Raw genomic sequence first — 24,389 nt, forward strand, 5'->3', positions numbered from 1 at the left:
TTACAATATGTTGAACGCTCTCGTAGGAATAACGGAACAGGCGTGAAATGCTACAGTTTTCCAGGCTATTAGACAGCCGATCACGCCACCAACGATAACGCTTATAAAACAATGATTTACACTGTCCAAAATGATGGACGGTCGATCATGCTTTTTGGGGCAAGAAGGGGCAGACGCTCATTAACACGAGCTGGAAATGAAGAAGGATCTGGCTGATTAGAAAGAAGAATTGAGTGAATTACGAGAGGAGAGGCGACAGAAAATCCTGGTACGCACCTGAGCTATTGAATGCCCAGGTCGTGTAGCTTGTTATAGAGACTCGCCCGACTGATCTTGAGTAACCGGGCCGCTTGCAGCCGATTCCCTGAGGTCTGTTGCAGCGCCTGAAGGATACGAACCCGCTCAGCCTGCCGCGCTGCACCACGGCCAACCGTCCGGAGGTCGCCACCATCAGCAGGAGCAGATCCCACCGCGACCAGATCCGCACACGTCAGCTCCCTGTGAGTCGTTGTCACCACCGCGCGCTCAATGTAATGCTGCAGTTCTCGCACATTTCCCGGCCAAGGCGCTGCAGTCAAGGCGCGCATGGCTTCTTCGCTCACCTGACGCAATTCCTGACGATGCCGCTGGCAGGAATCCTCGATAAACTTGTACACTAACAAAGGAATATCGCCTCTCCGGTCACGCAAAGGCGGCAGATGAACGGGCAACACGGCCAACCGATAGTAGAGGTCTTGACGAAACACCTTGGCCTTTACAAGATCCGTCAAATCCTTGTTGGTAGCCGAAATGACGCGGACATCGATTTTGATCGGCTGCGTTCCGCCGACTCGCTTGATCTCCCCTTCCTGCAAGACTCGCAGGAGCTTAGCCTGGAAGGTCGGAGACGTATCGGCGATCTCATCTAAAAAAATCGTGCCCCCGTCAGCCTCTTCGAATAGCCCTGGCTTGGCCCCTGCCGCCCCTGTAAATGCCCCCTTCACATGGCCGAACAGTTCACTCTCCAACAACGTTTCCGGGAGCGCCCCGCAATCAACCACCACAAAGGGCTTATCGCGACGATAACTGGTCTGGTGAATCGTCCGGGCCACTAGTTCTTTTCCCGTGCCGCTTTCCCCCTGGATCAACACCGTGGCCGAACTGTCGGCCACCAACCGGATCATCTCAAACAACTGATGCATGGCCTGACTCGCGCCGACCAGATCGCCCAATCTCGATTCGGTCCGTTCCGGGCGCGACCGCCCGAGCCTTTGCTGCGACAGCGACGTTGGAATGTTGAGCAACTCCGGCCGCTTATGAAACAACACGAGGACCGAGGCGACCTCCCCTGAAGACGATACCAATGGAAATGCCTGGTGCATACCACAGGCCGTCCCATCGCCGGATGTGTTGCAGGAAACCGTGAGCACCTCTCCCGTCGTAAACACCGACTCAGCGGGACAGGTCCCGCAAGGATCGGTCATTTGGACAAACGCTTGATAACACTTGGCTGGCTTGGTGACTGCGGGCGAGGCCCCGGATTCGGCCCAAGCGGCGTCATTCGCGTACACGACATTGAGTTCCCGATCCATCACGACGACACGGTCAGTCAGCCCACCAGCCAATTGCTTCAGAGCCTCTAAACGAGCAGCCAGAATCGGATCGGTAAAGGGAGAATGGGACGTTGCCTGTGATTGAGATCCGGCCATCTCATCACTCCTCGTTTCGATGGGAACCACGCGGGGCCTCTCTACACTAGCGAGGCCCCCTTTGTACTACGCCTGCCACGACGAAGACAACCCTCCCCCGTTGGGGGGAGACCTCGCGAAAACACGTATCCGCCACCGCCGATGTTCAATGTACCAGTCCATCCGCCGGTCGGCCTCCGGGATGCTGCAACAGTTGCTTCACCGTGGCTTTCAATTCCGACAGCCGAACCGGCTTGTCGAAATAGGCCGTGGCACCGTTTTTCAGCGCCTCGTCTTTTGTCTGGGCATCACCAAAGGCAGTCATCACGATAATGGGGCACTCAGGCACACAGCGCCTCAATCGATGGACATATTCGAAACCCCCATCCGGCATCTTTAAATCGGTCACGATCAAATCAGGGGCCGCCCGCATGACCGCAGCCAGCCCTTCTTCACCATTGCTCGCTTCACGCAAGTGATAGCCCTCTCCCCACAACTCATCGCAGAGCAGGCTCCGCATATCCTTGTCATCCTCCACCACCAGCAACACCGCTGGTGTGGGCCCTTCCGCACGCGATCCTTCAGAATACGTCACCATGAGCACAAAATAACGCAAACGATGTGCCATTTCCGGCAATTCACAATAGGTCCCAAATACTTGAATTTAAATACTAAAATCTATGAATGGTTTACCAAACAGGGGGCACAGGAATCGGGTTCTGGCGAGAAAGGCCCCACCCCCGAAAAGGCCCTGTCCCGAAGCGCCACAGCGGGAGGGGCGGAGCTCATGGCGAAGAGCCGATGCCATATGCGATAGGCTATCAGCTCTTATCGACCGGCAGGCATATGGTGAAGGTCGTGCCCTGTCCAGGCTCACTCTCCACCTCGATCGTACCGCTGTGCTCCTCAATGATGCCCTTCACCACCGTCAGACCCAAGCCGGTTCCCTTTCCGAACTCCTTGGTGGTGAAAAACGGGTCGAACACCTTGGCAATCACGTCGCGGGACATCCCGTGACCGCTGTCCGCCACCGTAAACCGGACCATCCCACGGTCCGGCGCCAATGCCAGCTTCAGGACCCCTCCCTCAGGCATCGCATGAATCGCATTCATCACCAGATTGATCAGGACCTGGCTCATCTGATCGGCATCGGCGTGCACGAATGGGCAGGCGTCGGCAAATGAGGTTTCGACGCTGATGCGGCTATGGGACAGGCGTTCTTGGAAAATTTCCAGGTTGTCCTCGATGGTCCGGCGCAAGTCCAAGGCACGGTGTTCGATCGGACGCCGACGGGCAAACGCCAGCAACTGATTCATCACCCGCGTAATTCGCTCGACCTGACTGACGATGGTCTGGAGCCCCTTCCTGACCGGCTCCTCCTTCGTGCGCTCCATCAGGTATTCGGCCCGGCCCAGAATCACGTTCATGGGCGTGCCGATCTCGTGCGCCATGCCGGAAGCCACCGTTCCAAGCTCAGCCACTCGCTCCGTCCGACGCAGTTGCGCTTGGAGGCGCTTCCGCTCCGTGATGTCACTGGCAATGCCATCGATCCGCAACGGACGGCCCTCTGCATCCTTGATGATCCGTCCGCGGTCATGCAACCACCGCAGGTCGCCGTCGAGCCTGACGATGCGATACTCCACATCGAACTCACCCGTCGTCAGAAGAGCCTGTCGCGCCTGTTCGGCAATCACGCGATCATCAGGATGAACGACCTCCAGCCATAACGAGGGTCGGGCCCAAAACGCGTCGGTGGAGCGGCCGTAGATCTCCCTGACGGACGGACTGACATAAAACATCGTGGATTGATCCAGCGACGAGGACCAGATCACATCCTCCATCGCCCCCAATAAACTTTGAAGCCGCTCTTCGCTCTCCCGCAACTTCTGCTCCGCCGCTTTGCGCATTGAAATGTCCCGCAAGACGACCAGTATCCCCACCCCATCCTCGTCTTGGAACCGAGCGGCCCGGACGGCCACATCCACACTCACCCCATCCAGCCGCACAATCTTTTCCTCGACTTCCGGCACCGTGTTGCCTGGCTCCAGGAGATGCCGGATACGTGCACCGACCAACTCGTGGTAGTCGGGGTGCGCCAAGTCGTAGAGCGACTTTCCGAGGATCTCCTCTCCGGACCGGGCTCCGAACAACCGAAGCCCCTGTTCGTTGATCAAAATGATCCGGTCCTCACGGTTGACCAGGATGGCATCCGGCAAGACCGCCAGGAGCCGGCGATACCGGTCTTCGCTTTGGCGCAGTCGCGTTTCCGTTTTTTTCCACTCGGTCACATCGCGCGTCACTCCCAAGATCGCGGTGACAGTGCCATCGGCTGAACGCAGAGGCACCACGTGCATATCCAGCCACCGGGGAGTCCCCAGGAGACCGACGATCTGAACCTCCAATCGCCCCACTTCTCCCCGTCCGGCCTGACCGACCACTTCACGGACGCGCGATCGACACTCGGCGGTGACCAGAAAACACATGTCCCGGCCGACGACCTCGGCACTGCTCGTCGCCTCGAGCATGGCAAGCCCTGCCGCATTGATGGTCCGGACCGTGCCATCCAGATTGAGCAGTTTCACACAGTCAGGCTCGGTCTCGATGATCGCCCGTAAGAGGGCCTCGCGTTCCGCCAATTCCTGTTCGAGCCGTTTCCGTTCGGTCATATCACGGAGGATGACGGTGTAGTACCGCGTCCCATCCGTCCCGATCTGCGAGATCGCGGCTTCGATCGGAAATTCCTCCCCGTTGGCCCGGACCCCCGTCACCATGCCCAACGCGCCCATTTGCCGCGCCGTGATACCGGAGCGGCCGAACTCCCGGATGTGTTCATTATGGACACTACGGAAACGCTCGGGAAGCAAGCGATCCAGCGGCCGTCCCAATACTTCCTCGGCGCCCCACTGAAACATCTTTTCCGCCGCCTGGTTGAACAGCACGATCTTGTGCGCGTCGTCGACCGTCACGATGGCATCCATCGCCGAGTGCACGATGCCTTCGAAACGGAGCTTGTCTTGATGCAGTTCTGCTTCGACACGGCGTTCTCCGAGCGCTGCACCGACCTCCGCTTCTTCAGCCAGGGCACGCGCGTCCGTGGCCAGCGCGTCGGCGGCCTCCGTTCGATGTCGCTCAGTCTGTGCCGTCGCGAACGTCCCGTCCGACAGGCCGGATCTCGTATCCGGGCTCAGAAGAGAAGACCGACGGCCGACGATCAACGCGGCCACGATCCCCATGATCCCGATGCCGAAGAGACGATTGAGCCATGTGAGGAGCGGCAGGGACTCGGCAGATGACGCAAGAGGACCGATGAGCGCCAGCAACACCACCGCCCCCATACAAGAGCGGGGCACCGGCCCGAGGGAGGATGCGGCAATCAGAGTCACCGGAATCGCATAGAGCAACCACAGGTCGATCCCGGTGGGCGCCGACAGATCCAGGGCGAAGATCCCGATCGTCAGCAGCAGCGGAACGCCGTATTGGCGCAGGGGAGATTTCTGATGAGGGGACTGCACGCCGATGGCTCCCAGCGCGAGGGTGAGACGATGCATCTACGCGTCTGAGTGTGGTTTGCCTTCGATCTCAGCGAGTTTCCGGTACAGGGTCTTTCGATCGATACCCAGGACATGTGCGGCCTGATACTTATTGCCGCCCGTCTTTTCCAAAATTTTCACGATGTACTCTTTCTCCACCTCGTGCAGCGGCAGGGTGTGCTCCGCGGCTTCATCGAGAATCCGGCGATCGCCGCGCGAACCTTGCACCTGCACCGGCAAATCGTCTGCACCGATCACGTCCCCGTGGCTCAGGGTCACGGCCCGCTCTATCACGTTCTCCAACTCCCGCACATTCCCCGGCCAGGCATAATCGGCCAACATGGCGAGCGCGGATTCGCTGAGTCCCTTGACCTGCTTGCCTCTGCTGCCGGCGCACTTCTTCAAAAACGCATCCACCAGGATCGGAATATCCTCCCGACGTTCCCGTAGCGGCGGAAGCCGCAACTCAATGACATTGAGTCGGTAGTAGAAGTCTTCACGGAACCGCTTGTGCTTCACTTCCTCGGCGAGGTTCAAGTTCGTGGCGGCGATGATGCGCACGTCCACAGGAATGGATTTGGTCGCCCCCACGCGGCGGATCTCTCGTTCCTGAATCGCGCGCAGGAGTTTGGCCTGAAGCATGAGCGGCAGTTCACTGATTTCATCCAGAAACAACGTGCCCTTCTGAGCCTCTTCAAAGAGCCCGCGCTTGTCCATCTTGGCATCTGTAAACGAACCGCGCATGTGCCCGAAGAGTTCGCTTTCCAGCAGCTGTTCTGGGATGGCCGCGCAGTTGACCGGGACAAACGGAGCATCCCGCCGGTCGCTATTGTAATGAATGGCCTTGGCGACCAGTTCTTTTCCCGTCCCGCTCTCGCCGGTGATCAACACGTTGGTCGGGCTGTCGGCCACGCGTCGAATGAGATCAAAGACCGCTTGCATCGGCTTGCTCTTGCCGAGAATCTGATGGAAGCTGTACTCCTTGTGGACCTCTTTTCGTAGGCGGCTAACTTCCCGTCGGAGTGCTGCCTCCCGAATCGCGCGCTCGACCACCCGCACCAGTTCCTCGGTTTTCACCGGTTTGGTCAGATAGTCGCTGGCGCCATGCCGCATCGCCTCCACCGCCGTTTCCACAGATCCAAAGGCCGTCATCAAGATCACGCCGATATCGGAATACCGATGTTTCACTTCCGCCAGCAGCTCGGTGCCCAGCATGCCTTTCATCCGGAGATCGGTGAGGACCACGGCATAATCTTCCTCGCTCAGCTGCTGAAGCGCCTCGTCGCCGCTCCCGACCCCTGTGCACTGATGCCCACGGCCCTGCAAGACATCGCACAGCAGGCTGCGCATCTCCGCATCATCGTCGACCACCAATACCGCGCCCCATTCTTCAGTCATACGGGTCCCTCACTTGATCCCTCAGCGGACCGGCCTGCAGCGAGCACGGGCACAGACTAATCGGCTTTCTCCCGGGCGGTCAAGGGGCGTCGTGCCGCAGGCCTGTATGGACGACTGTCGCCAATTGCCCCATCTTCCCTCGCAGACCAGCGCTCCCGCGCTACACCCACGAGGCCAACACGCCACGTCATCGAGCTGTAAACCCACCCCGCAACGGCATTTCTCTTGCGTCTTCCCTGACGAGGCAGGAGGTCATTTATGGCAGCAGATCACCCGGCACAGGGCCCGCGGCAGACCACCCACCCGACACCGGCCGTACTGGCTCCCATTCCGGTGGTGCAAGGTCAAGGCCATGATCGGGCACCTGCCATAAGCGGGGCGAGAGCCCTTCCTCCGCGAAGAGCCTATGGCTGATAGCGAATGGCCATGACATGAATGGATGCTTGGCACGGGGCAGGACGTTCACCATGGTCGCCCGGCTAGGCCGGAGCGAGGGAAAGGGCAAGACGTCCATGTGAGCCGCGGGTTGAGATCTAGAAAGACGCAAGAACGACGTCGGGGGCCATTCTCAGTATCCGGCAACCTGCTGTTCCGCGTGGTAGGAACTGCGGACTAACGGCCCCGATTCGACGTGACGAAACCCGAGGGCGAGGCCTTCCGCTTTCAAGGCGGCGAATTCGTCCGGGTGGTAGAAGCGGGCTACGGGAAGATGTTCTTTGGTAGGTTGCAGATATTGACCGATGGTCATGATGTCGCAGTCGACCGCGCGCAGGTCGCGCATCACATCGCGAGCCTCCTCCGTCGTTTCGCCCATACCGACGATCAATCCCGACTTCGTCGTCATCCCCATCTGTTTCGCCCGGCCCAGCAGCTCGATCGACCGCTGATATTTCCCCTGCGGCCGGATCGATGGGAACAAGCGCCGCACCGTTTCGATGTTGTGATTCAAAATGTCCGGTTTCTCTGCGGCGACCAGGGCCAGCGCGGCTGCATTGCCTTCAAAATCCGGAATAAGCACCTCAATGGTGCAACTGGGAATCAACCGCCGGATATGCTGAATCGTCTCGGCAAAGACCGACGCGCCGCCGTCGTCCAATTCATCGCGGTTCACCGACGTAATCACGGCGTGTCTCAAGTTGAGAGCCTGGACGGCCTCCGCGACCCGTAACGGCTCCTCGCCATCGACCTCATGCGGCCGACCGGTGGCAACCGAGCAGTAGTGGCATCTCCGCGTGCAGATATCGCCGAGAATCAAAAAGGTCGCCGTGCGGGCGTTCCAGCATTCCCACATGTTCGGACAACGGGCCTCTTCACAAATCGTGTGCAGGTTGAGCCGATCCATGGTTGTGCGAATATCGTGATAATCCGGGCCGGTCTGAAGCTTTACCTTGAACCAAGGCGGTAGGCGGCGAGGGTGAGACGCTGATGGCTGGGTCCCGTCAACCGTCGGCCTGGGATCGATGTGTATGACGCTCATGGTTCCACCACCGGCGCCACCAGTTCCTGCGGATGCTCCAGCACACGTTTGAACTCCTTCAGGAACTGCGCACCCATCAAGCCATCGAGCGCCCGGTGATCGCACGACAAGGTGACCTTCATGCGCCGCCCGACGGTCACGGTCCCTTTGGTCACGACCGGCACATCCCGAATCGCCCCCACGGCGATCGCCGCGGCCTGCGGCGGCATGAGCAGCGCGATAAAGGTATCCACGTCGAACATCCCCAGGTTGGAGATGGCAAAGGTCGCCCCTGTATATTCCTGCGGCTGCAAGCGCTTTTGCCTGGCCCGATCGATCAACGTTTTGGTCTCCGCAGAAATCTCGGCCAGCGTTTTTGCGCCGCAGTCTCGAATCACCGGCGTGATCAGACCGTCTTCCATGCCGACCGCGACCCCGATATCAATCTGTTCGTACCGTCTGATCGCGTCACCGGCAAAGGAAACGTTGATCTCCGGGTGCCGACGCAACGCCAGCGCCGATGCCTTGATGAGCAGATCGGTAATGGACGGATGGGTCTGACGGCTCTGTTTGAATTGGCCGCGAACCTGCTCCGCCTGCTCCATGTCGATTTCGACGGTCAGATAAAAATGGGGAACCGGCGCCTTGCTCTGCACCGTCGCCCTTGCGATGGCTTTTCGCATCTGGCTCAAGGGCTGATCGGTACCGGCAGGCAATGCCTGCGCGGGTAGAGCCGAGGCCTGGATCACATCTTCTTCAATAATTCGCCCGCCCGGGCCGGTGCCGGTGAGGGTAGTGAGATCGATACCCCGTTCAGATGCCAGCGCCTTGGCCCGCGGCGAAGCAAATGGGCGCGCGCCATCCGGACGAGCCGCTGTAGCTGGGGCAGAGACCGCTCCTGGCGCGGCACCGGTCTTCGCACCATTGCCGATCGATGGCGCGGCCGTCACGCCGTCGGACAAGGCCGAGGTAATGTCTTCATCCGCCTCGGCGATGACCGCGATCAACGTGCCGGACTGCACCGTTTCACCGTCTCGCACGAGAATCTTGCGCAGGATACCGGGGGCAAACGCTTCCAGATCCATGACCGCCTTATCGGTTTCGATCTCGGCGATCACTTCGCCCGCATGCACCGGCTCACCTTCGCGCTTCTTCCAGGCCAGCAACACACCCTCTTCCATCGTATCCGTCAATTTGGGCATGACCACACGACTAGCCATGGATTCCCCTCCAGGAGGCAGACCATCGTCGAAGTCCGGCGCGGACGATGCGGCGACCGTTTCTCATGCTGCACCACAGACTGATTTGACGGCAGCGACCACGCGCGGCACATCCGGAATGGCAGCGTCTTCCAGCGGGCGGCTGTAGGGCATCGGCACCTCCTCACCGGTCACACGGACAATGGGGCCATCCAGGTAGTCGAACGCCGCCGTGTAGATACTGTCGGCAATCTGCGCGCCCAGCCCGCAAAAGCGCCATCCTTCCTCGACGATCACCAGGCGCCCGGTTTTCTTGACCGAGGTCACGATCGTGTCGAGATCCAAGGGTTTGAGCGTGCGCGGGTCGATCACCTCGACGTTGAGCCCGTCACGACTCAGCTGCTCCGCTGCCTCCAGCGCCACCAGCAACATCTTGGAGTAGGCCACGAGGGTCACATCGTCCCCCGCCCGCTTGACCTCGGCCTGACCGAGCGGAATCGTGTACTCCCCTTCCGCCACTTCGCCCTTCGTGCCGTACAACAGTTGTGCCTCAATAAAGATCACGGGATTCTGATCACGGATCGCGCTCTTCAGCAACCCCTTCGCATCCTGAGGTGTCGACGGCGCGACCACCTTCAAGCCCGGCACGTGACAGAACCAGGCTTCCAGGCTTTGGGAATGTTGCGCCCCCAGTTGATGCGCGGCACTGCCGGGACCGCGGATCACGATGGGAACGGACAGTTGACCGCCCGACATATAGCGGATTTTGGCGGCGTTATTCACGATCTGATCCAGCGCCACGATGCCGAAATTCATGGTCATCAGCTCGACGATCGGCTGCAATCCCGCCATGGCAGCCCCGATGGCTAAACCGGTAAAGCCCGCTTCGGTGATCGGCGTATCGACCACCCGCTGCGGGCCGAACTCCTCGACGAACCCCTTGGTCACCTTGAACGCGCCTTGGTAATAGCCCACTTCTTCGCCGATCAAAAAGATGCGCGGATCGCGGCGCATTTCTTCTCGCATGGCCTGGTTGAGGGCTTCTCGATAGGACAACAGCATGGGTAATTCTAGTCCTCCGCCATCACATCGTCATGGAGCGTGGCGGGATCGGGAAACGGGCTCTCGTCGGCGAATTTCACCGCCGCCGCGACGATCTCACCGACCTCCTGCTCAAGCGGTTTGAAGTCGGCTTCCACGCAGAGCGCCTGATCCAGGATCTGCTGTTTCAACAGCACCAGGGGATCCCGTTTGCGATGTTCCTCGACTTCATCCTTGCTCCGGTAATGGCCGTGCGAAGGATCGGCCATTGAGTGGCCCATGAAGCGATAGGTCATCGCCTCGATAAAAAACGGCCCCTGCCCGGCACGCACCTGATCCACCACGGTCCGCATCAACGCCCGCATCGCGAGCACATCCATGCCGTCCACACGTTCGGCCTTGATGCCGTAGGAACGCGCGGCCTCCGCCACGTTCTCGTACAACGCCACCGCCCGATGCACCGGCGTGCCCATCCCGTATCGATTATTTTCACAGATGAAGATCACAGGAAGTTTCCACAAGGCCGCCAGATTGAAGGCTTCATGCGCCTGGCCGCTGGGCACCGCGCCTTCCCCGAAGAAACAGACGGTCACCAGGTCCTGCTTCTGATATTTCGTCGCGAAGGCCAACCCTGTGGCCAATGGAATGTGCCCGCCGACAATGGCATAGCCGCCCATGAAACGGTGCGCAAGATCCACCAGATGCATGGAGCCGCCCTTGCCCTGGCACAATCCGGTCGCTTTCCCGAAGAGTTCAGCCATCACCTTGCCCGGATCAGAGCCGCGAGCCAGACAATGTCCGTGGTCGCGATAGGCACTGATCGCATAATCCTCCGGCCGCAGCGCGGCGATCGCCCCGACGGCAATGGCTTCTTCGCCGATATAGAGATGGAGAAACCCGGCGATCTTGGCGAGCGCATACATCTCCGCCGACTTTTCTTCAAATCGGCGAATCAGCAACATCTGGCGATAGAGCGAGAGGAGATCGTCTCTGTCCATGTGGGCCATTATGCATGGCAAGACAGGTGGGCTCAACCCCGAAGTTCGCGGAGGTCTGAGCTGAGAAGAATGTGAGGGAGAACACGGCGGGGAAATACAGGTGAGGGGCCAGTCGACTCCGGTGCGGGCGCGATGCCTGCACCGGAGCGATAGAAGTTTACTTCACCTTGGAAAAGTCGGCATCGAACTGCATGGTCTGACCGTCCTGCAAGGTCACGATCACCGTCGTCTTGGCATTCGGGTCAAACGACTCGTATCCAAATCGGGCCGTAAACCGCGACCGGTACGCCGGGCCTGCGACCTCGTTTTTTCTGCCCCGATCGGCCGGACTGATATCCACCGGCCGGATATTCTTTCCCTTTTGCTGAAATACGATGTCGGCCTTCTCTGCGAAGTATTCATCGTCGCCGCAGAGCTGTACTTCCACTTCCATGTTCGGCATGTCCACGACTTTCTGGATGAATTCCTCGGGCATGCGGACGTCTTTCTTCTGCTTCTTCGATTCCGCCGCTTCCTGCCGACCGAACGCCTCCAGCCGATACCGCTTGGTGCGCAGGATGGCACTCGCGCCGCATTGATCTTTCTCGGGATCCGCTCCCACCCGCGTAACCATCGAGGCCTGCTGCAAGACCTTCTTCACATCTTCCGGTGAATTCGCTTTTTCCATCGGCGCCCGCCCGGCTTCCAGGGCTTTTTTCGCCTCTTCGGGGGACAACTTGATGTCGATCGCCCACACTGGCCCGCCGACCGCCCACACCATCGCTCCAACAACCAGCCCGATCATCCCGTGGGACCGCCAACGCCGACTGACACTGTCATGATTAGCGCACATGAGTACCTCCCTGACGAGTCACTGAACAAGGGCGCATTGTAAAAGGATTGCGAAGGCTACTTCAAGGAGAAAGCCCACGATGCGCAAGCCTGTCCTGGCGTTACGCGGTTGAACGTGATCGACAACGCTGTCCGTGACGCAGACAACTATCAGGACATGAAGGACATTCAACGCACCCAGCGAGCAGCGGCTGCGGAAGCCCTCCAGCAACACCAACGTTGCGCGCTGTGTACAAGAGGCTGGACGGATGAAAGGTCCGAGGTGTTGGCTTTCCTCCCTCTTGATCAACCTTCTCGATTTTCCTAAGCTATATTCGCGGATATTCCACCGGAGAAGGAGGAACTATCTATGAAGCTGGATTTAACGCTCGAAGAGGCCCGTGTGCTCGATGTTGCCGTTGAATACATCAAGCGGCACAGGGAGATAGCCACCAAGATCTACGCGGGGTACGAGGATGAGATTAAAACGATCAATGCGGTTGGCGGAACCATCCGCGCCGCCTACTTGAATGGAAAGAGAGAGTTGACGGAAAAGTGTGCCCCTCGCACCTGAGCATTCTTCGTCCCTCTGCCTGCACGTGCGCGTGACGCGTGATGTGACGCGCGGGCGCTCGTGTCATTCTGTGCGCGTGTAGGCGACCCCTCAGCTTCTCTTTGCGCGAGGGGTATGGGGGAAACGCGAGCTCCGCCCAATGCGTGTGCCCTCACAGATTGTTCTCCAAACGTATGTGCTTTCAAAAGAAGGCACCGAGGGGCTAACAGAGCGACACCCTGCCATCTATTCTCCATGGGCCACCACGCACTCTTTGCCTACCCCCTGAAATGTGTTCGTTCGATATTCGGCGCTCCGTAGTTTGGTGATGCCGCCCACGCGTATGGCTTGGGCAAGAGTCACATCAGGGCTGGGACCACCAAGTCCGAAGATGATGGTGGTGCAGTCCTGACCTTGTTTCGCATCGGAGATAGAGGCATTGGGGTACGCCACCGGTATCGTATGGGACAAACAGCCAGGGAGAACTAGGAACGCTGCACCGATCAGCACTGCTCGTCCATTCATAATGGCACTCCTTTAGATGATTTGTGGCCAGCGGAACTCGTCGCAGATGCCCGATCTTATCATGTCGCCACTGTTGGAGGGGTGAGCGGGGGCGCCCATCGCAAGCGGACTAAGGCAAACCAGGCCACCGAGACGAGCGGCCTGCACCGGCTGCAGGAGAAGTCTTCGTGAATACTACGGGCTAGGAATTGAACCGAGCCCAGTTGGGGTAGGGCTTGCGAGCATAGAGTTGATTGATATCGATCGGACAGGCCATGCCACGTCGGGACAGCATCTCAGCGACTATCCGAAGCGGGAAGCCTACCGCCGCCGTATAATCGCCCTCAATCCGCTCAATCAGCTCAGCACCTCCGCCCTGAATAGAATAAGCGCCGGCCTTGCCCAGACTATCCTCAGTCCGTAGGTAGGCGGCCAACGCCTCTTCATTCAAGGGTTTCATCGTGACCAGCACCGTAGCGGTCTGAACCTCGCACGATTCCGTCTCAGAGCCTACCAGCGCAACGGCCGTGAAAATCTTGTGTCGCTGTCCGGCCATACGCCGGAGCATGGAGGCAGCATCGGCTAGATCGACCGGCTTCCCCAACACGTCCGATCCAAGGCTGATCAGGGTGTCACTGCCGAGAATGAGCGCAGCGGGACAGTGCTTCACGCAGGATCGGGCCTTGCCCGTGGCAAATTCGATCACCTGCTGCTCGGCAGACACATTCGGCATCACCCGCTCGACAAACGGCGGGGCAACAACGTCGAAGGGCAATCCCAGGAGCGTCAACAATTCCTGCCGTCTCGGCGAGGTGGAGGCGAGAATCAATCGCATGGGGATTACACCGTGGAGATAGACGGTACCTGCGTCACGAGCGAAGTGGGAACAGACGCGTCGTGCTCCGCCTGCATGAGGTCCTGACAAAACTCGGCGACGATCTGCTCGACATCCTGTACGTTGGACGCCCCGAACATCTTGCCGCGCATCGCCGCGGCATGGGGGAATCCTTTGCAGTACCAACCCAGATGTTTACGAATGGACCGAAACCGTTCCAGTCCGGCAATCGCCTCATACTGCCTGGCATGATCGAGCATGACCTGCATGCGATGGCTTACTGAGACCGATGGCTCCCACGCCGTGGCAGGCAAGGTGGACAAATCATCCTGCTCGCTGAACGCCCGCCGGGCCTGCTCTTTTTCGCGAAAGAACCAGGGCGACCCCAAGGTGCCTCGCCCGACCAATACGCCCTGCACCTTGCTCTCGGCCGCGCGTCGAATCGCCTCGACTAACGTCGTGAGATCTCCGTTTCCCAGCATCAGCGTGCCGGTACCACGGGCCAGCTTGGCGGCTTCGGCGATGGCCGACCAGTCAGCCGTCCCCCGGTACATCTGCTGGAGGGTTCGGCCATGCACGGTGATAGCCGCAGGGCGAGCCGCCAATAAATGTTCGACCCAGCGCTCAACCACAACGCAATCAAACCCCAGCCTGGTCTTGATGGACAACGGCAGGAGCCGACGCTGAACGACCGGCACGCCGGAACGGCGATGGTTCAGCGTATGAATAAATTCGATGCGTGAGGGTTTAAACCCCTGGCTGTGGATGGACTGACCGGCAGCCCAATCCTCTAACCCCTGCTGAGCAGCCCGCAAGATGGCATGGGCCAGATCGGGTGTCTTGATCAACGCGGCGCCGGATCCTGACGCCGCCACACTTTTCGACGGGCAACCCATATTGATATCGAGCCCATCAAAGCCAAGTTCGCAGACCACCTGCGCGGCGCGATAAAACTGATCCGGATCCTTGCCGTAGAGCTGCGCGACAATCGGCCGTTCCGCCTCGCTGTAAATCAACGACTCCAGCAGATGGTCCGGTCCACGACAAATCTCATTGACGTTGGTAAACTCGGTGAAGGTGATGTCGGGCCGCCCCTGCGACGCCACCACGCGCCGGAAGGCGGCATCGGTCACTCCATCCATCGGCGCCAATCCGAGAATAGGCTGTGGCAGCGTCGACCAGATACTCATGCGCGCATCTCGGCCGATCCAATTGGTTCATTTGCCGCCTGGTAGGCCGCCCGCAGTTCCTCTGCCTCTTCCCGCACGGTCACGGCCGCCGAGGGACAGTCATGGGCGACGAATTCGATGAACCGATCGATCTTCAGCAGGAAGAAGTCATAGTCTTGCTCGTCAGGCCTCGACCGACTGAACCAGAAGGACACGAACCGTTTCAACGGGAGTTGGGCTGCAGCCAATACGCTGCAGGTCCGTGGAAACATGTCCTGCAGCTCACCGCCCCAGTGCAGCAGCTCGTGAGGCAGATAGGTGTCACGATATCGCTCCAGGTCCGTGAGCAATCCACCGAGCAAAGACAGAGGCTCTGCCATCGACAGCGGCGGCCCGGTTGTCACGAATTGCACATAGGCCTGGTACTGACTGCGTAGCGCCGCCTGCTCATCCATTGTCAGAAGCTGCTGCATGTCAGCGCGTTGGCCCGCCACGGGTTGCGCAAGAGAATGCGCCGAGCCGGCCTGCTCCACCTTGGTGACTCGTGCTTCAAATCGATCACAAAACCGCCTGAACTCTGTGACGATCGTGTCCACCGGCTTCGTATCGACCTCCAACGCCACGCCTTTTACAGCCGTCAACCGTGGATGCGCCAAGACCTGAGCCAACAGATCAAACAGCACTTCCGGAATCGGAACCCCGTGGGCATCGATCCAATGCGGCAACGCGCCGCCATCGGCCGCCTGCCGGGAAGGCTCCGACACCAAGAATTCGGCCAAGCCGGCGACATGAATTTCGATCACCCGTTCCATCGGGAACGCATCTAAAAATTCACCGGCAAAGGCCTCCAGTGTCTGACGGCGCCAGGCTCCAGTGTACCGATACACCGTCCACAAATGCCCGATGTCCAGGACCAGTCCGCAGGCCACTCGGTCTGTCACAGATCGAAAGAACGCAGGAATCGCGAGAGAACCGCAGCCAAAATAGGTCAGCGGCGGCATTTCCAAGAGGACGAGCGCGGGATCAATCCCATGGCGACGAGCCTGCGCGTCCACCTGTTCCTGGAGAAATGCCAGATTCTGGGCCGTCATCCTGGCGGATAACTCCGTATACAACGGCGGCAGATAGGTCCCGAAGGCATATCCAACCATCTGCTTCGTCGCACATTCGTGATTCAGCCAAGCACTCCCCAGGGCCAAAATTTGCGCGCAGGCCTCCGCAACCCCTTGCCTTCCGGAGGCACTGTGTGGAAAATCAGGCTGTGTGACCCACAGACCTTCGCCATGATAGGGCAGCTGCATCTCCGGCAGGTGCCCCCGCACCCACTGCATGGCTGACGTGGTCGCCTTGAAGACTTCCAAATACCCGGGCTGCAGGCCTTCGTCCCGCAATGATTGGACGAGGTGCAGCAGATCAGGAGAATAGACATCTACCGACAGTCCTAAACCATGTGCGGCAACGGCGTTCGCACGTTCTGTGAATTCGCTTTGCATCAGATCGCGTTTGGCATATTTTGAAGCAACCATAGTGACTATGGTTTATGTGCAGTCTAAGCGCCTAACCTCTTGGTTGACAAGGAAAGATGGGGAACCTAACCCGGCAAATCGATCTGATATACTTCCTTTCGACGTGGTGGTCGCCGGGCCGACGCGTCAGCCCCTCTCACGGCGAGAAACAGGCTTACCGATGACAAAAACCGGCTTCATGCTCCGCGACAAACCGAGGCATTACTCAACCCCTATGGTGGCCCACATGATGACACCCGGCGTGGTACAGGTTCCCGGGGATGTCTCTGTCAGCGAAGCCGCCCTGCTCCTCGACCGGGAACGGATTCCCTGCCTGCTGGTGAAAGATAGCGAAACCACATTCGGCATCATGACCTCCGCCGATATCGTGAAGAAGGTCGTGGCCCAGGGACTGGAGCCCCACGACGTGGAAGTCCGGACCATCATGTCGAAGCCCGTGCATTCCGTCGAATGTGATCAGATCCTCGATGACGCCACCGGCGTAATGGCCTCCACCGGCGCCTCGTTATTGATCGTCACGAAACAAGGCCAGCCGGTCGGTATCCTGACGGCGCGAGACCTGGCCCTGGCGCCCAAACGCTGCGAGACCTGCCTGCCCGCCACGATTCGCGTGACGAACGGGGAAGGCGAGGGAGCCAAACACATCGCCACCATTCGACAGCTGAGTCACGTCGGCGCCTTCATTGAGAGCCGCACGTTGCTGCTGCCCGGCACAAGCGTCATCCTCTCATTCATGCTTCCAGGAACCGACCAGAGTTTCTCCGTGCGCGGCACCATTCTCAACAGCAATTATGAGCCGGAATTCCACGAAGACCGGGGCGTGCTCGGGACCTATCCCGGGATCGACATCCAATTCGCGCCCCTTCCCTCCTCCGACGAATCGAAGATTCGCGCCTGGGTGCTGCAAAATCTGCCCCGTGCCTCCGACCTCTCCTAAGCTTCGCTCCATGAATCTTTTGCTTCATCCGCATGAGCTTGTTATGATTTTCATGCTTTCCTTCTCCGACGATTCACGTCCGGAGTTTACCGTGCCTTAGGTGACAATCCATGAAAAGCCCCGCCGCTCGCTCCAAGCCGACCCCGACCAAAGACGAAATTCTTGCACAACTCAGCACCCTGCTCGACCGTCCGGATGACGACCTCCAGGCGGCGCTCATGAAGGAAATTCTCGCCGGGGTGATCCGTCTGTCGGAATCGCAGTTGGACGTCCTGGACCTCAAAATCGTCAATCGGGCCCTCAAGGAACTGCGGCATGCCTTCCGAGTGTTCCAGGGCTACCGGCACCGCCTGAAGATCAGTGTGTTCGGCTCCGCCCGTACGCCTGCCGATGACCCCAACTACCAACTGGCCTTTCAGTTCGCCCGGCGGATGGTGGAAGAAGGGTACATGACGATTACCGGTGGCGCAGACGGCATCATGCGGGCCTCGCAGGAAGGCGCGGGCCGCGAGCATAGTTTCGGCGTGAATATCATGCTGCCGTTCGAGCAAGGTGCCAATGCCGTCATTGCCGATGACCCGAAGCTCGTCACCTTCAAATACTTCTTCACCCGCAAACTGATGTTCCAGAAAGAGTCGCACGCGATTGCACTGTTCCCGGGCGGATTCGGGACCCATGACGAGGGATTTGAGATCATGACCCTGGTGCAAACCGGTAAAAGCGATCCCAAACCAATCGTCTGTCTCCAAGCGCCCGGCTGCGACTACTGGAATCACTGGAATTCCTTCATCACCGACCAATTGCTGAAGCGACGCCTGATCAACCCGGAGGACCTCTCTCTCTTCACCATCGTCGATAACGTCGAAGACGCCGTCACGGAAATTCGTACGTTTTACCGACGCTATCACTCGCTGCGATTCGTCGGGCGCCAGCTCGTGATCAGGCTGAAAACCCCGTTGACTGAGGCGCAGATCGAAGGGGTGCAGAAGCAATTCAGCGATATGCTGACAGATGGGACGTTTGAACAACGACCATCGCTTGCTGAGGAAATCGATGAACCGGGGCTGAAGGATCTCGCGCGATTAACCTTCTCGTTCAACCGCCGAAATGCCGGACGACTCCGACAACTGATCAACCACCTCAATCAGCTTCCTTCGACGGCATAAGTCGCCACGTGAGGCCGGTCCCTCGATCGGCCTCACGCGCTCTCCCCAGATTGCCCTTTAGTCTCCATGAACGGACATGCTAAGGTGGAGGGCCTATGAGCGCCGCCGTTATGCGAAGCCGTGCCACTTCTCCTCCCACACTGATTCTGTACCACGCGGAATGTGCGGATGGGTTCGGTGCCGCCTGGGCCATTTGGCGGCGCTACCCTAATGCCGCATACCGCCCCGTCAAACATGGCGATGGCCCGCCGGCCGACCTGGCCGGCCATCATATTGTCATCGTGGATTTCAGTTACGCCCGGCCGATCCTCGAAGCTATCGCCAAAGACGCAGCCAGCCTGGTGGTCCTGGACCATCACATCACCGCCGAGCACACGCTGGCCGACCTGCCCTACGCCTACTTTGATCAGAAGAAGTCCGGCGCGGTGCTTGGATGGGAATGGGCGCATGATGAACCGGCGCCTTGGCTGTTGCGCTACATTCAGGACAAGGATTTGTGGAACTGGGCACTCCCGAACAGCCGGGAGATCAGCGCGGCACTGGCTTCGCACCCGTTCGATTTTCAACTCTGGACGAGTTTCGAGCAACCGGAGTTAGAGCGGGAAGGGCGAGCGATCCTCCGCTACGAGAACGAACTGGTCACGAAGCTGGCCTCACATGCAACCCTGGTGCAGTTTGAAGGGGCGATCGTGCCCGCGGTTCAAAGCGCCGTCCTCACCAGTCAGATCGGCGAGCGACTCTCCGCCGCGCACCCATTCTGCCTCATCTGGCATGACCGTAACGGACGACGGTACTACAGCATGCGTTCCCGCGAAGAGGGAACCGACGTAGGCTCCATCGCCGCCTCATTCGGCGGCGGAGGCCATACCCATGCGGCTGGATTCTCCATTCCATTGCAAGCCGATGGCTCGCTCCCTTCCAATTCCCGACTTCCTCACCCGGCGCCATAACGAACCGCACCGTTAGGAATCGCCATGCTGCCCCTCAATGACGATAACCCGACCGAATCCACCCCGGTCATCACCATCACCGTCATCGTCGTCTGCTGCCTCGTGTTCCTCTACCAAAGTTCGCTGGCTCCGGCTCCCGGCGAAGCCTTTGTGTATCAGTACGGAGCCATCCCCTCCGTCGTCTTCGGGCACGCCGCACTCCCGCCGGAGGTCGTCGCGGTTCCGGCGTTCGCGACAATCCTGACCAGCATGTTCCTGCACGGCAGTTGGATGCACTTGATCGGCAACATGTTGTACCTCTGGGTCTTCGGCAACAACATTGAAGACATCATGGGCCATGCCAGATTTATCGTGTTCTACGCCATGTGCGGCGTCCTGGCGGCATTGAGCCACGCCCTGATCGACCCGATGTCCACGGTGCCGATGGTGGGGGCAAGCGGAGCGATTTCCGGCGTGTTGGGCGCGTACCTGTTACTGTTTCCCCACGCCCGGGTGTTGCTGCTCGCTCCGGTGGTGGGCACGACCTATGTGCCGGCCGGCATCGTCCTGGGATTCTGGATCGTGATGCAGCTCTTGAACGGTGGGGCGACCCTCGGCTCGAAAGGGGGAGGGGTGGCCTTCTTCGCGCACATCGGCGGATTCATTGCGGGGATGCTCCTGATCGGCCTATTCAAACGGCCGGAAGTGCGGTTCTTCACGCCGGCCAGGACGAGATCCTGGCACTAGTACGGCCCACTCAGCGGCTCACACGTCCAGCAACTCACGGATTTTTCCAGCCAGGTCATGCTGTCGGTAGGGCTGCTGCAGGAAGTATTTCTTATTGACCCGATGACTGGCGATCGTGTCGTCCGAAAATCCGGACACGAAGAGCGCCTTCATCTTGGGATGTTGGAGCACCAGACGCTTGGCCAATTCTCGACCGCTGATTTCCGGCATGGAGAGATGGCTGACCGTGAGGTGGATCTGTCCATGATGCTGCTGAGCCACCAGCAGGGCCTCGACGGCCGATCCCGCCTCCAACACATGGTACCGATGACTCTGCAGCGTGGAGGTGGCCAGCCTTCGGGTGATCTCGTCTTCCTCCACCAACAACACGGTCTCCGCGCCCTTCGACAGCGCTTCGCTGAGCACTCTCGTGTCCCGCACCACCCCGTTCCGCTCAACCAAGGGGAAGTAGACACGCACCGTCGTGCCTTGCCCAGGCTGACTCTGCACCTCCACCGTCCCCCCGTACTGCCGAACGATCCCGTATACCAATGTCAGCCCCAGTCCAGTGTGAGTTTCCTTGGTGGAGAAGAACGGCTCGAACATCTGCGATTGCACATCCAAATTCATCCCGCCGCCGCTATCGCTCACGGCAATGCGTGCCATGCGCTTGCGGGGATTCTTTTCCAGTTGCTCGACCGGAAGTAATTCCCCAGTGACGACTTCCAGGACGATCTCCACGCGCCCCGTCTTTGGCATCGCATCACGCGCATTGGCCACCAGGTGCAGCAACACTTGCTCCAGCCGATCGTGCCCGATTTCTACCAACACCGGGGCCGAATCGTTCGCCACCCGGATGTCGATACGACCGGGCAGCACCGCTTGAAACGTCTCCCGCATCGATTCAATCGCGGCACCCAGCGACAGGGTGTCTCTGATCGACGTCTCGTGAACGCGGAGCGCCAACAGTTGCGCGGTCAGGGTTGCCGCCCGTTCCCCGCTTCGAAAAATCTCTTCCACAGGACGCTGCAACGGATCATCCGGTTTCAGCTTGGAGCCAATTACCCCCGTCTGATTGCCGATCACCGCCAAGACCTGGTTGAACTCGTTGGCCAGTTTGGATGCCAGACGGCCGACCGCCTCAAGCTTTTGAGCTTCCCGAAGCTGTCGCTCTAGTCCGGTCCGTTCCACCACGCCCTGCCGAATTTCCTGATTCGCGCGGGAAAGCCCCTGCTTCAGTCCCTGCACCCGGGTTTCGAGTTGTGTCCGTCGTTCCTCCAACACCTGCTCAGACTGTTTCAATCCCTGCACATTTTCACGCAACAGACGATTCCGTCGGCGCTCAGCGGCGACCGTCTCCAACGTGACTCCATAAAAGACTGACATGATCAGCAACACGGGAATGCCAAGCAGATGTTTCACCGCCAGCATGCCCGACTGCATCGCATGCTCATAGACCAACACGCCATATCCGCCACAGATGATCACCGACAGGCCCAACAGCTGCCGGAGCGAGGGTGCCGAGGAGGCGATCAAGAGGAGGAGAAAATAGGTGAGATAGAGTTCCGAGCTGGCCGTCCCCGACAGATAAATCGTTCCCGTCACCAACAACGTATTCAGGCTGATCAACGCACCGGGAAACCAGGTACTCTCGAGCAGCGTGCGCGGCAACAGCATGATGCCGCAGCTGATCAGGATCAACCCGATCGCCACCAGACGGCTCACGGCCTGTCCATAAATCGTCTCGCTGCTCACCAACAATTCGTACGCAAGAATCCCCGCAACCAGACTCTGCAGGAACATCGTGCGTATGCGCGAATGGTTGAGGAACCGGCCCAGTCCCTGCGTGGTCGGGTGCCGCCCGGTTTGATCAAGTTCGGAAGAGGAAAGTGGAACGCTCACAACCCGTACCCGCCTTCAGTGGAAGAATGTGAAGCCGGCTAGGACATCAGCAAGTCCTATACCCTGCGTTCACCCGGACAAATCTTCGCAAATTCAAGGACGGCAGATTCGAGGGTGGCCATGAACGGCCGGAACGATCTCATCGCCTCACAAAAACGAACAGGCGCACATCGACGGCGCCGCGAGAACGGAGGTCAATGAGCAGTATCGGCAGGAGCACAACACGTGTAAGACGAACGGAATCTAGGCCACCTAGCTAGAGGCACGTGCCGGAAAGGTGCGACCGGAAGGCCGACGCTTTCATCAGAGCCTCATCGCGGGTCGGGGCAAGAAAGCTGATGTGTCCCATTTTTCGTTTCGCCCGGATCGTGCGTTTTCCATAGAGATGCACTACCGCTCCGGATTCACGGAGCACCTCCTGCACTCCGGGCGATTCCGTGGCGAGTCGCACGTCATCACCGATCAAGTTGACCATGACCGCAGGAGTCAGCAGCCGCACCTCCCCCAGTGGCAAGCCACAGAGCGTACGGACCTGCTGTTCAAACTGCGACACCGTACAGGCGTCCAACGAATAGTGGCCTGAATTATGGGGCCTGGGTGCCACTTCGTTGATCAACAATCGGCCGTCGGCCATGAGAAATAACTCCACACAAAACACCCCTATGCCGCCCAAGACCTCGACCGCACGACACGCCATCGTCGCAGCCTGATCGGCCACCGTCGCCGACACATCCGCGGGGATCGTACTCTGTCGGAGAATGCCGCCTTCATGAACATTCTCGACGACCGGATACGTCCGCATCGTGCCCTCCAGACTGCGCACGACCAAAATCGACACTTCGCGTTCGAACGGAAGCCAAGCCTCCAAAATCCATCGCAACCCGGGACGCATGATCCGCACCAAGTCCTGCTGCACCACAGCACACTCCTCGGCACGAGCAATCTTCCATTGTCCCTTGCCGTCATACCCGGCCGTCGCGGTCTTGCAGATGAGCGGGTATCCGAGCACCGTCTGGCGACCGAGTTCCTCCGGAGACGAGATCGCATGAAACGTCGGAACAGACAATCCATGAGTCTGAAGAAAGGTCTTCTGTTCGATTCGATCCTGAATCACACGAAGGACTTGGCTCGATGGTCGAACCGGCACCTCGCGCTCCAATTGCTCGCACAATTCAGCCGGGACATTTTCCCATTCATAGGTTACAGCACGAACGCGCCGGACGAAATCCTGACGCGCGGAAGAGTCTGTAAATGGTTGCAGGAAGGAATGATCGGCCAGCCGATGAGCGGGCGCGTCAGGGTCAGGGTCCCAGACCGCAATGGCATATCCGAGACGCCGGGCCGTGGTGGCGAACATGGCCCCGAGTTGACCGCCTCCCAGCACACCCAACGTCGCGCCGGGATCGATGACCGTCACGTTCACGATCGGCGGCTCATTCGGGAGCTTCGGCTCATCCGCAAGGGAGGAGACAATCGGGCATCGTCCTGTGAGTCGAGCACCGACTGGGTTTGATTGGCGCGAAACCGTTCGACACGTTGTCTGATGGCGGCCGACCGGAGCCCGAGTATTTGCGCGGCCAGGATAGCGGCATTTTCAGCGCCCCCGATGGCCACCGTCGCAACCGGAATGCCCCGAGGCATCTGCACGATCGACAACAAGGAGTCCAACCCCCGGAGGTTCTCCGTGGGGATGGGCACGCCGATCACCGGTAGAGTGGTCTTCGCCGCCAGCATGCCGGGAAGATGAGCGGCACCGCCGGCGCCGGCAATAATCACTTGAATCCCTCGATCAATCGCCTGCTCCGCATAGGCAAAGAGACGATCCGGCGTGCGATGCGCGGAAACCACGAGCAGTTCGTTGGGAATTCCGAGCTCGTTCAGCATAGCCACTGCTTTCTCAAGGATGGGAAAATCCGACTTACTGCCGCCTAACACTCCGACGGACGCGCGGACTGCCGAGCTGTTTTTTGACATGCGCGAGGCCACCTTTGGCTGAAGGAAAGAATGATGCGGCGAACCTTAGCCCTTCTCCTGTGACAGGGT

The 24,389-nt window shown here is 59.4% G+C and carries 21 protein-coding genes; 5 read left to right on the top strand and 16 right to left on the bottom strand.

The genetic code is table 11. The features are described 5' to 3' along the window. Nucleotides 1–281 precede the first annotated feature (281 nt). From V9G17_07830 to V9G17_07870, 9 genes are all read right to left on the bottom strand, one after another. Entirely contained in the window at nucleotides 282–1,688 is a 1,407-nt protein-coding gene (locus tag V9G17_07830) for a sigma-54 dependent transcriptional regulator (GenBank protein MEI2752500.1), read from the bottom strand. A 145-nt stretch (nucleotides 1,689–1,833) separates the two neighbouring features. Then, entirely contained in the window at nucleotides 1,834–2,295 is a 462-nt protein-coding gene (locus V9G17_07835) for a response regulator (protein MEI2752501.1), read from the bottom strand. Between the two features lie 193 nt (nucleotides 2,296–2,488). Continuing rightward, a complete protein-coding gene (locus V9G17_07840; GenBank protein MEI2752502.1) occupies nucleotides 2,489–5,215 on the bottom strand; it encodes a PAS domain S-box protein in 2,727 nt (908 codons plus the stop codon). Then, nucleotides 5,216–6,595, bottom strand: a complete 1,380-nt coding sequence (locus V9G17_07845; protein MEI2752503.1) for a sigma-54 dependent transcriptional regulator — start codon at nucleotides 6,593–6,595, stop codon at nucleotides 5,216–5,218. Between the two features lie 568 nt (nucleotides 6,596–7,163). Beyond that, the gene (lipA, locus tag V9G17_07850; protein MEI2752504.1) at nucleotides 7,164–8,072 is read right to left on the bottom strand and encodes a lipoyl synthase; all 909 of its coding nucleotides are present in this window, start codon (nucleotides 8,070–8,072) and stop codon (nucleotides 7,164–7,166) included. Further along, complete coding sequence (locus tag V9G17_07855; protein ID MEI2752505.1) at nucleotides 8,069–9,271, bottom strand: dihydrolipoamide acetyltransferase family protein; 1,203 nt, start codon at nucleotides 9,269–9,271, stop codon at nucleotides 8,069–8,071. Before V9G17_07855 ends, lipA begins: the two co-directional genes overlap by 4 nt. A gap of 63 nt (nucleotides 9,272–9,334) precedes the next feature. Next, nucleotides 9,335–10,312, bottom strand: coding sequence for a pyruvate dehydrogenase complex E1 component subunit beta (locus V9G17_07860; protein ID MEI2752506.1), 978 nt, complete (start codon nucleotides 10,310–10,312; stop codon nucleotides 9,335–9,337). Between the two features lie 8 nt (nucleotides 10,313–10,320). After that, a complete protein-coding gene (gene pdhA / locus V9G17_07865; protein MEI2752507.1) occupies nucleotides 10,321–11,289 on the bottom strand; it encodes a pyruvate dehydrogenase (acetyl-transferring) E1 component subunit alpha in 969 nt (322 codons plus the stop codon). Nucleotides 11,290–11,446: 157 nt separating this feature from the next. Then, on the bottom strand, nucleotides 11,447–12,121 hold the full coding sequence (locus V9G17_07870) for a hypothetical protein (GenBank protein ID MEI2752508.1): 675 nt from the start codon (nucleotides 12,119–12,121) through the stop codon (nucleotides 11,447–11,449). A gap of 348 nt (nucleotides 12,122–12,469) precedes the next feature. On the opposite strand from V9G17_07870, the gene V9G17_07875 reads away from it, so the two are divergent. Then, nucleotides 12,470–12,673 (top strand): hypothetical protein, encoded by a 204-nt coding sequence (locus V9G17_07875; protein ID MEI2752509.1) that lies wholly within the window; start codon nucleotides 12,470–12,472, stop codon nucleotides 12,671–12,673. Nucleotides 12,674–12,898: 225 nt separating this feature from the next. On the opposite strand, the gene V9G17_07880 is transcribed toward V9G17_07875, so the two are convergent. The 4 genes from V9G17_07880 to V9G17_07895 form a co-directional block, all read right to left on the bottom strand. Next, nucleotides 12,899–13,177 carry a hypothetical protein gene (locus V9G17_07880; protein MEI2752510.1) on the bottom strand — a complete coding sequence of 93 codons (279 nt, stop codon included), beginning with the start codon at nucleotides 13,175–13,177 and terminating at the stop codon, nucleotides 12,899–12,901. A 181-nt stretch (nucleotides 13,178–13,358) separates the two neighbouring features. Beyond that, entirely contained in the window at nucleotides 13,359–13,991 is a 633-nt protein-coding gene (locus V9G17_07885; GenBank protein ID MEI2752511.1) for a Maf family protein, read from the bottom strand. A gap of 5 nt (nucleotides 13,992–13,996) precedes the next feature. Next, nucleotides 13,997–15,181, bottom strand: coding sequence for a tRNA-dihydrouridine synthase (locus V9G17_07890; GenBank protein ID MEI2752512.1), 1,185 nt, complete (start codon nucleotides 15,179–15,181; stop codon nucleotides 13,997–13,999). Then, nucleotides 15,178–16,686, bottom strand: coding sequence for a DUF692 family multinuclear iron-containing protein (locus tag V9G17_07895; GenBank protein ID MEI2752513.1), 1,509 nt, complete (start codon nucleotides 16,684–16,686; stop codon nucleotides 15,178–15,180). The genes V9G17_07890 and V9G17_07895 overlap by 4 nt, the downstream gene beginning before the upstream one ends. Before the next feature lie 226 nt (nucleotides 16,687–16,912). Between V9G17_07895 and V9G17_07900 the strand changes: the two genes are divergently transcribed. The 4 genes from V9G17_07900 to V9G17_07915 all read left to right on the top strand — a co-directional run bounded on the left by V9G17_07900 (nucleotide 16,913) and on the right by V9G17_07915 (nucleotide 20,465). Then, nucleotides 16,913–17,623 (top strand): CBS domain-containing protein, encoded by a 711-nt coding sequence (locus V9G17_07900; GenBank protein ID MEI2752514.1) that lies wholly within the window; start codon nucleotides 16,913–16,915, stop codon nucleotides 17,621–17,623. Between the two features lie 110 nt (nucleotides 17,624–17,733). Then, nucleotides 17,734–18,789 (top strand): TIGR00730 family Rossman fold protein, encoded by a 1,056-nt coding sequence (locus V9G17_07905; GenBank protein MEI2752515.1) that lies wholly within the window; start codon nucleotides 17,734–17,736, stop codon nucleotides 18,787–18,789. Between the two features lie 95 nt (nucleotides 18,790–18,884). Further along, nucleotides 18,885–19,739: a phosphohydrolase gene (locus tag V9G17_07910; protein MEI2752516.1), complete on the top strand. Its 855-nt coding sequence runs from the start codon at nucleotides 18,885–18,887 to the stop codon at nucleotides 19,737–19,739. A gap of 24 nt (nucleotides 19,740–19,763) precedes the next feature. Beyond that, a complete protein-coding gene (locus V9G17_07915; protein MEI2752517.1) occupies nucleotides 19,764–20,465 on the top strand; it encodes a rhomboid family intramembrane serine protease in 702 nt (233 codons plus the stop codon). An 18-nt stretch (nucleotides 20,466–20,483) separates the two neighbouring features. On the opposite strand, the gene V9G17_07920 is transcribed toward V9G17_07915, so the two are convergent. The 3 genes from V9G17_07920 to purE all read right to left on the bottom strand — a co-directional run bounded on the left by V9G17_07920 (nucleotide 20,484) and on the right by purE (nucleotide 24,320). Further along, nucleotides 20,484–22,346, bottom strand: a complete 1,863-nt coding sequence (locus tag V9G17_07920) for an ATP-binding protein (GenBank protein MEI2752518.1) — start codon at nucleotides 22,344–22,346, stop codon at nucleotides 20,484–20,486. 256 nt (nucleotides 22,347–22,602) lie between these two features. Then, on the bottom strand, nucleotides 22,603–23,769 hold the full coding sequence (locus V9G17_07925) for a 5-(carboxyamino)imidazole ribonucleotide synthase (protein ID MEI2752519.1): 1,167 nt from the start codon (nucleotides 23,767–23,769) through the stop codon (nucleotides 22,603–22,605). Continuing rightward, nucleotides 23,766–24,320 carry a 5-(carboxyamino)imidazole ribonucleotide mutase gene (gene purE / locus V9G17_07930; GenBank protein ID MEI2752520.1) on the bottom strand — a complete coding sequence of 185 codons (555 nt, stop codon included), beginning with the start codon at nucleotides 24,318–24,320 and terminating at the stop codon, nucleotides 23,766–23,768. The genes V9G17_07925 and purE overlap by 4 nt, the downstream gene beginning before the upstream one ends. Nucleotides 24,321–24,389: the final 69 nt, after the last annotated feature.

Source organism: Nitrospira sp., from assembly GCA_037045225.1.
Lineage (GTDB): Bacteria > Nitrospirota > Nitrospiria > Nitrospirales > Nitrospiraceae > Nitrospira_A.

Excerpts from the sequence above, each read along its gene's own strand:
- V9G17_07830 (MEI2752500.1), bottom strand. The coding sequence starts at position 1,688 with ATGGCCGGATCTCAATCACAGGCAACGTCCCATTCTCCCTTTACCGAT.
- V9G17_07835 (MEI2752501.1), bottom strand. The coding sequence starts at position 2,295 with ATGGCACATCGTTTGCGTTATTTTGTGCTCATGGTGACGTATTCTGAA.
- V9G17_07840 (MEI2752502.1), bottom strand. The coding sequence starts at position 5,215 with ATGCATCGTCTCACCCTCGCGCTGGGAGCCATCGGCGTGCAGTCCCCT.
- V9G17_07845 (MEI2752503.1), bottom strand. The coding sequence starts at position 6,595 with ATGACTGAAGAATGGGGCGCGGTATTGGTGGTCGACGATGATGCGGAG.
- lipA (MEI2752504.1), bottom strand. The coding sequence starts at position 8,072 with ATGAGCGTCATACACATCGATCCCAGGCCGACGGTTGACGGGACCCAG.
- V9G17_07855 (MEI2752505.1), bottom strand. The coding sequence starts at position 9,271 with ATGGCTAGTCGTGTGGTCATGCCCAAATTGACGGATACGATGGAAGAG.
- V9G17_07860 (MEI2752506.1), bottom strand. The coding sequence starts at position 10,312 with ATGCTGTTGTCCTATCGAGAAGCCCTCAACCAGGCCATGCGAGAAGAA.
- pdhA (MEI2752507.1), bottom strand. The coding sequence starts at position 11,289 with ATGGACAGAGACGATCTCCTCTCGCTCTATCGCCAGATGTTGCTGATT.
- V9G17_07870 (MEI2752508.1), bottom strand. The coding sequence starts at position 12,121 with ATGTGCGCTAATCATGACAGTGTCAGTCGGCGTTGGCGGTCCCACGGG.
- V9G17_07875 (MEI2752509.1), top strand. The coding sequence starts at position 12,470 with ATGAAGCTGGATTTAACGCTCGAAGAGGCCCGTGTGCTCGATGTTGCC.
- V9G17_07880 (MEI2752510.1), bottom strand. The coding sequence starts at position 13,177 with ATGAATGGACGAGCAGTGCTGATCGGTGCAGCGTTCCTAGTTCTCCCT.
- V9G17_07885 (MEI2752511.1), bottom strand. The coding sequence starts at position 13,991 with ATGCGATTGATTCTCGCCTCCACCTCGCCGAGACGGCAGGAATTGTTG.
- V9G17_07890 (MEI2752512.1), bottom strand. The coding sequence starts at position 15,181 with ATGAGTATCTGGTCGACGCTGCCACAGCCTATTCTCGGATTGGCGCCG.
- V9G17_07895 (MEI2752513.1), bottom strand. The coding sequence starts at position 16,686 with ATGGTTGCTTCAAAATATGCCAAACGCGATCTGATGCAAAGCGAATTC.
- V9G17_07900 (MEI2752514.1), top strand. The coding sequence starts at position 16,913 with ATGATGACACCCGGCGTGGTACAGGTTCCCGGGGATGTCTCTGTCAGC.
- V9G17_07905 (MEI2752515.1), top strand. The coding sequence starts at position 17,734 with ATGAAAAGCCCCGCCGCTCGCTCCAAGCCGACCCCGACCAAAGACGAA.
- V9G17_07910 (MEI2752516.1), top strand. The coding sequence starts at position 18,885 with ATGAGCGCCGCCGTTATGCGAAGCCGTGCCACTTCTCCTCCCACACTG.
- V9G17_07915 (MEI2752517.1), top strand. The coding sequence starts at position 19,764 with ATGCTGCCCCTCAATGACGATAACCCGACCGAATCCACCCCGGTCATC.
- purE (MEI2752520.1), bottom strand. The coding sequence starts at position 24,320 with ATGTCAAAAAACAGCTCGGCAGTCCGCGCGTCCGTCGGAGTGTTAGGC.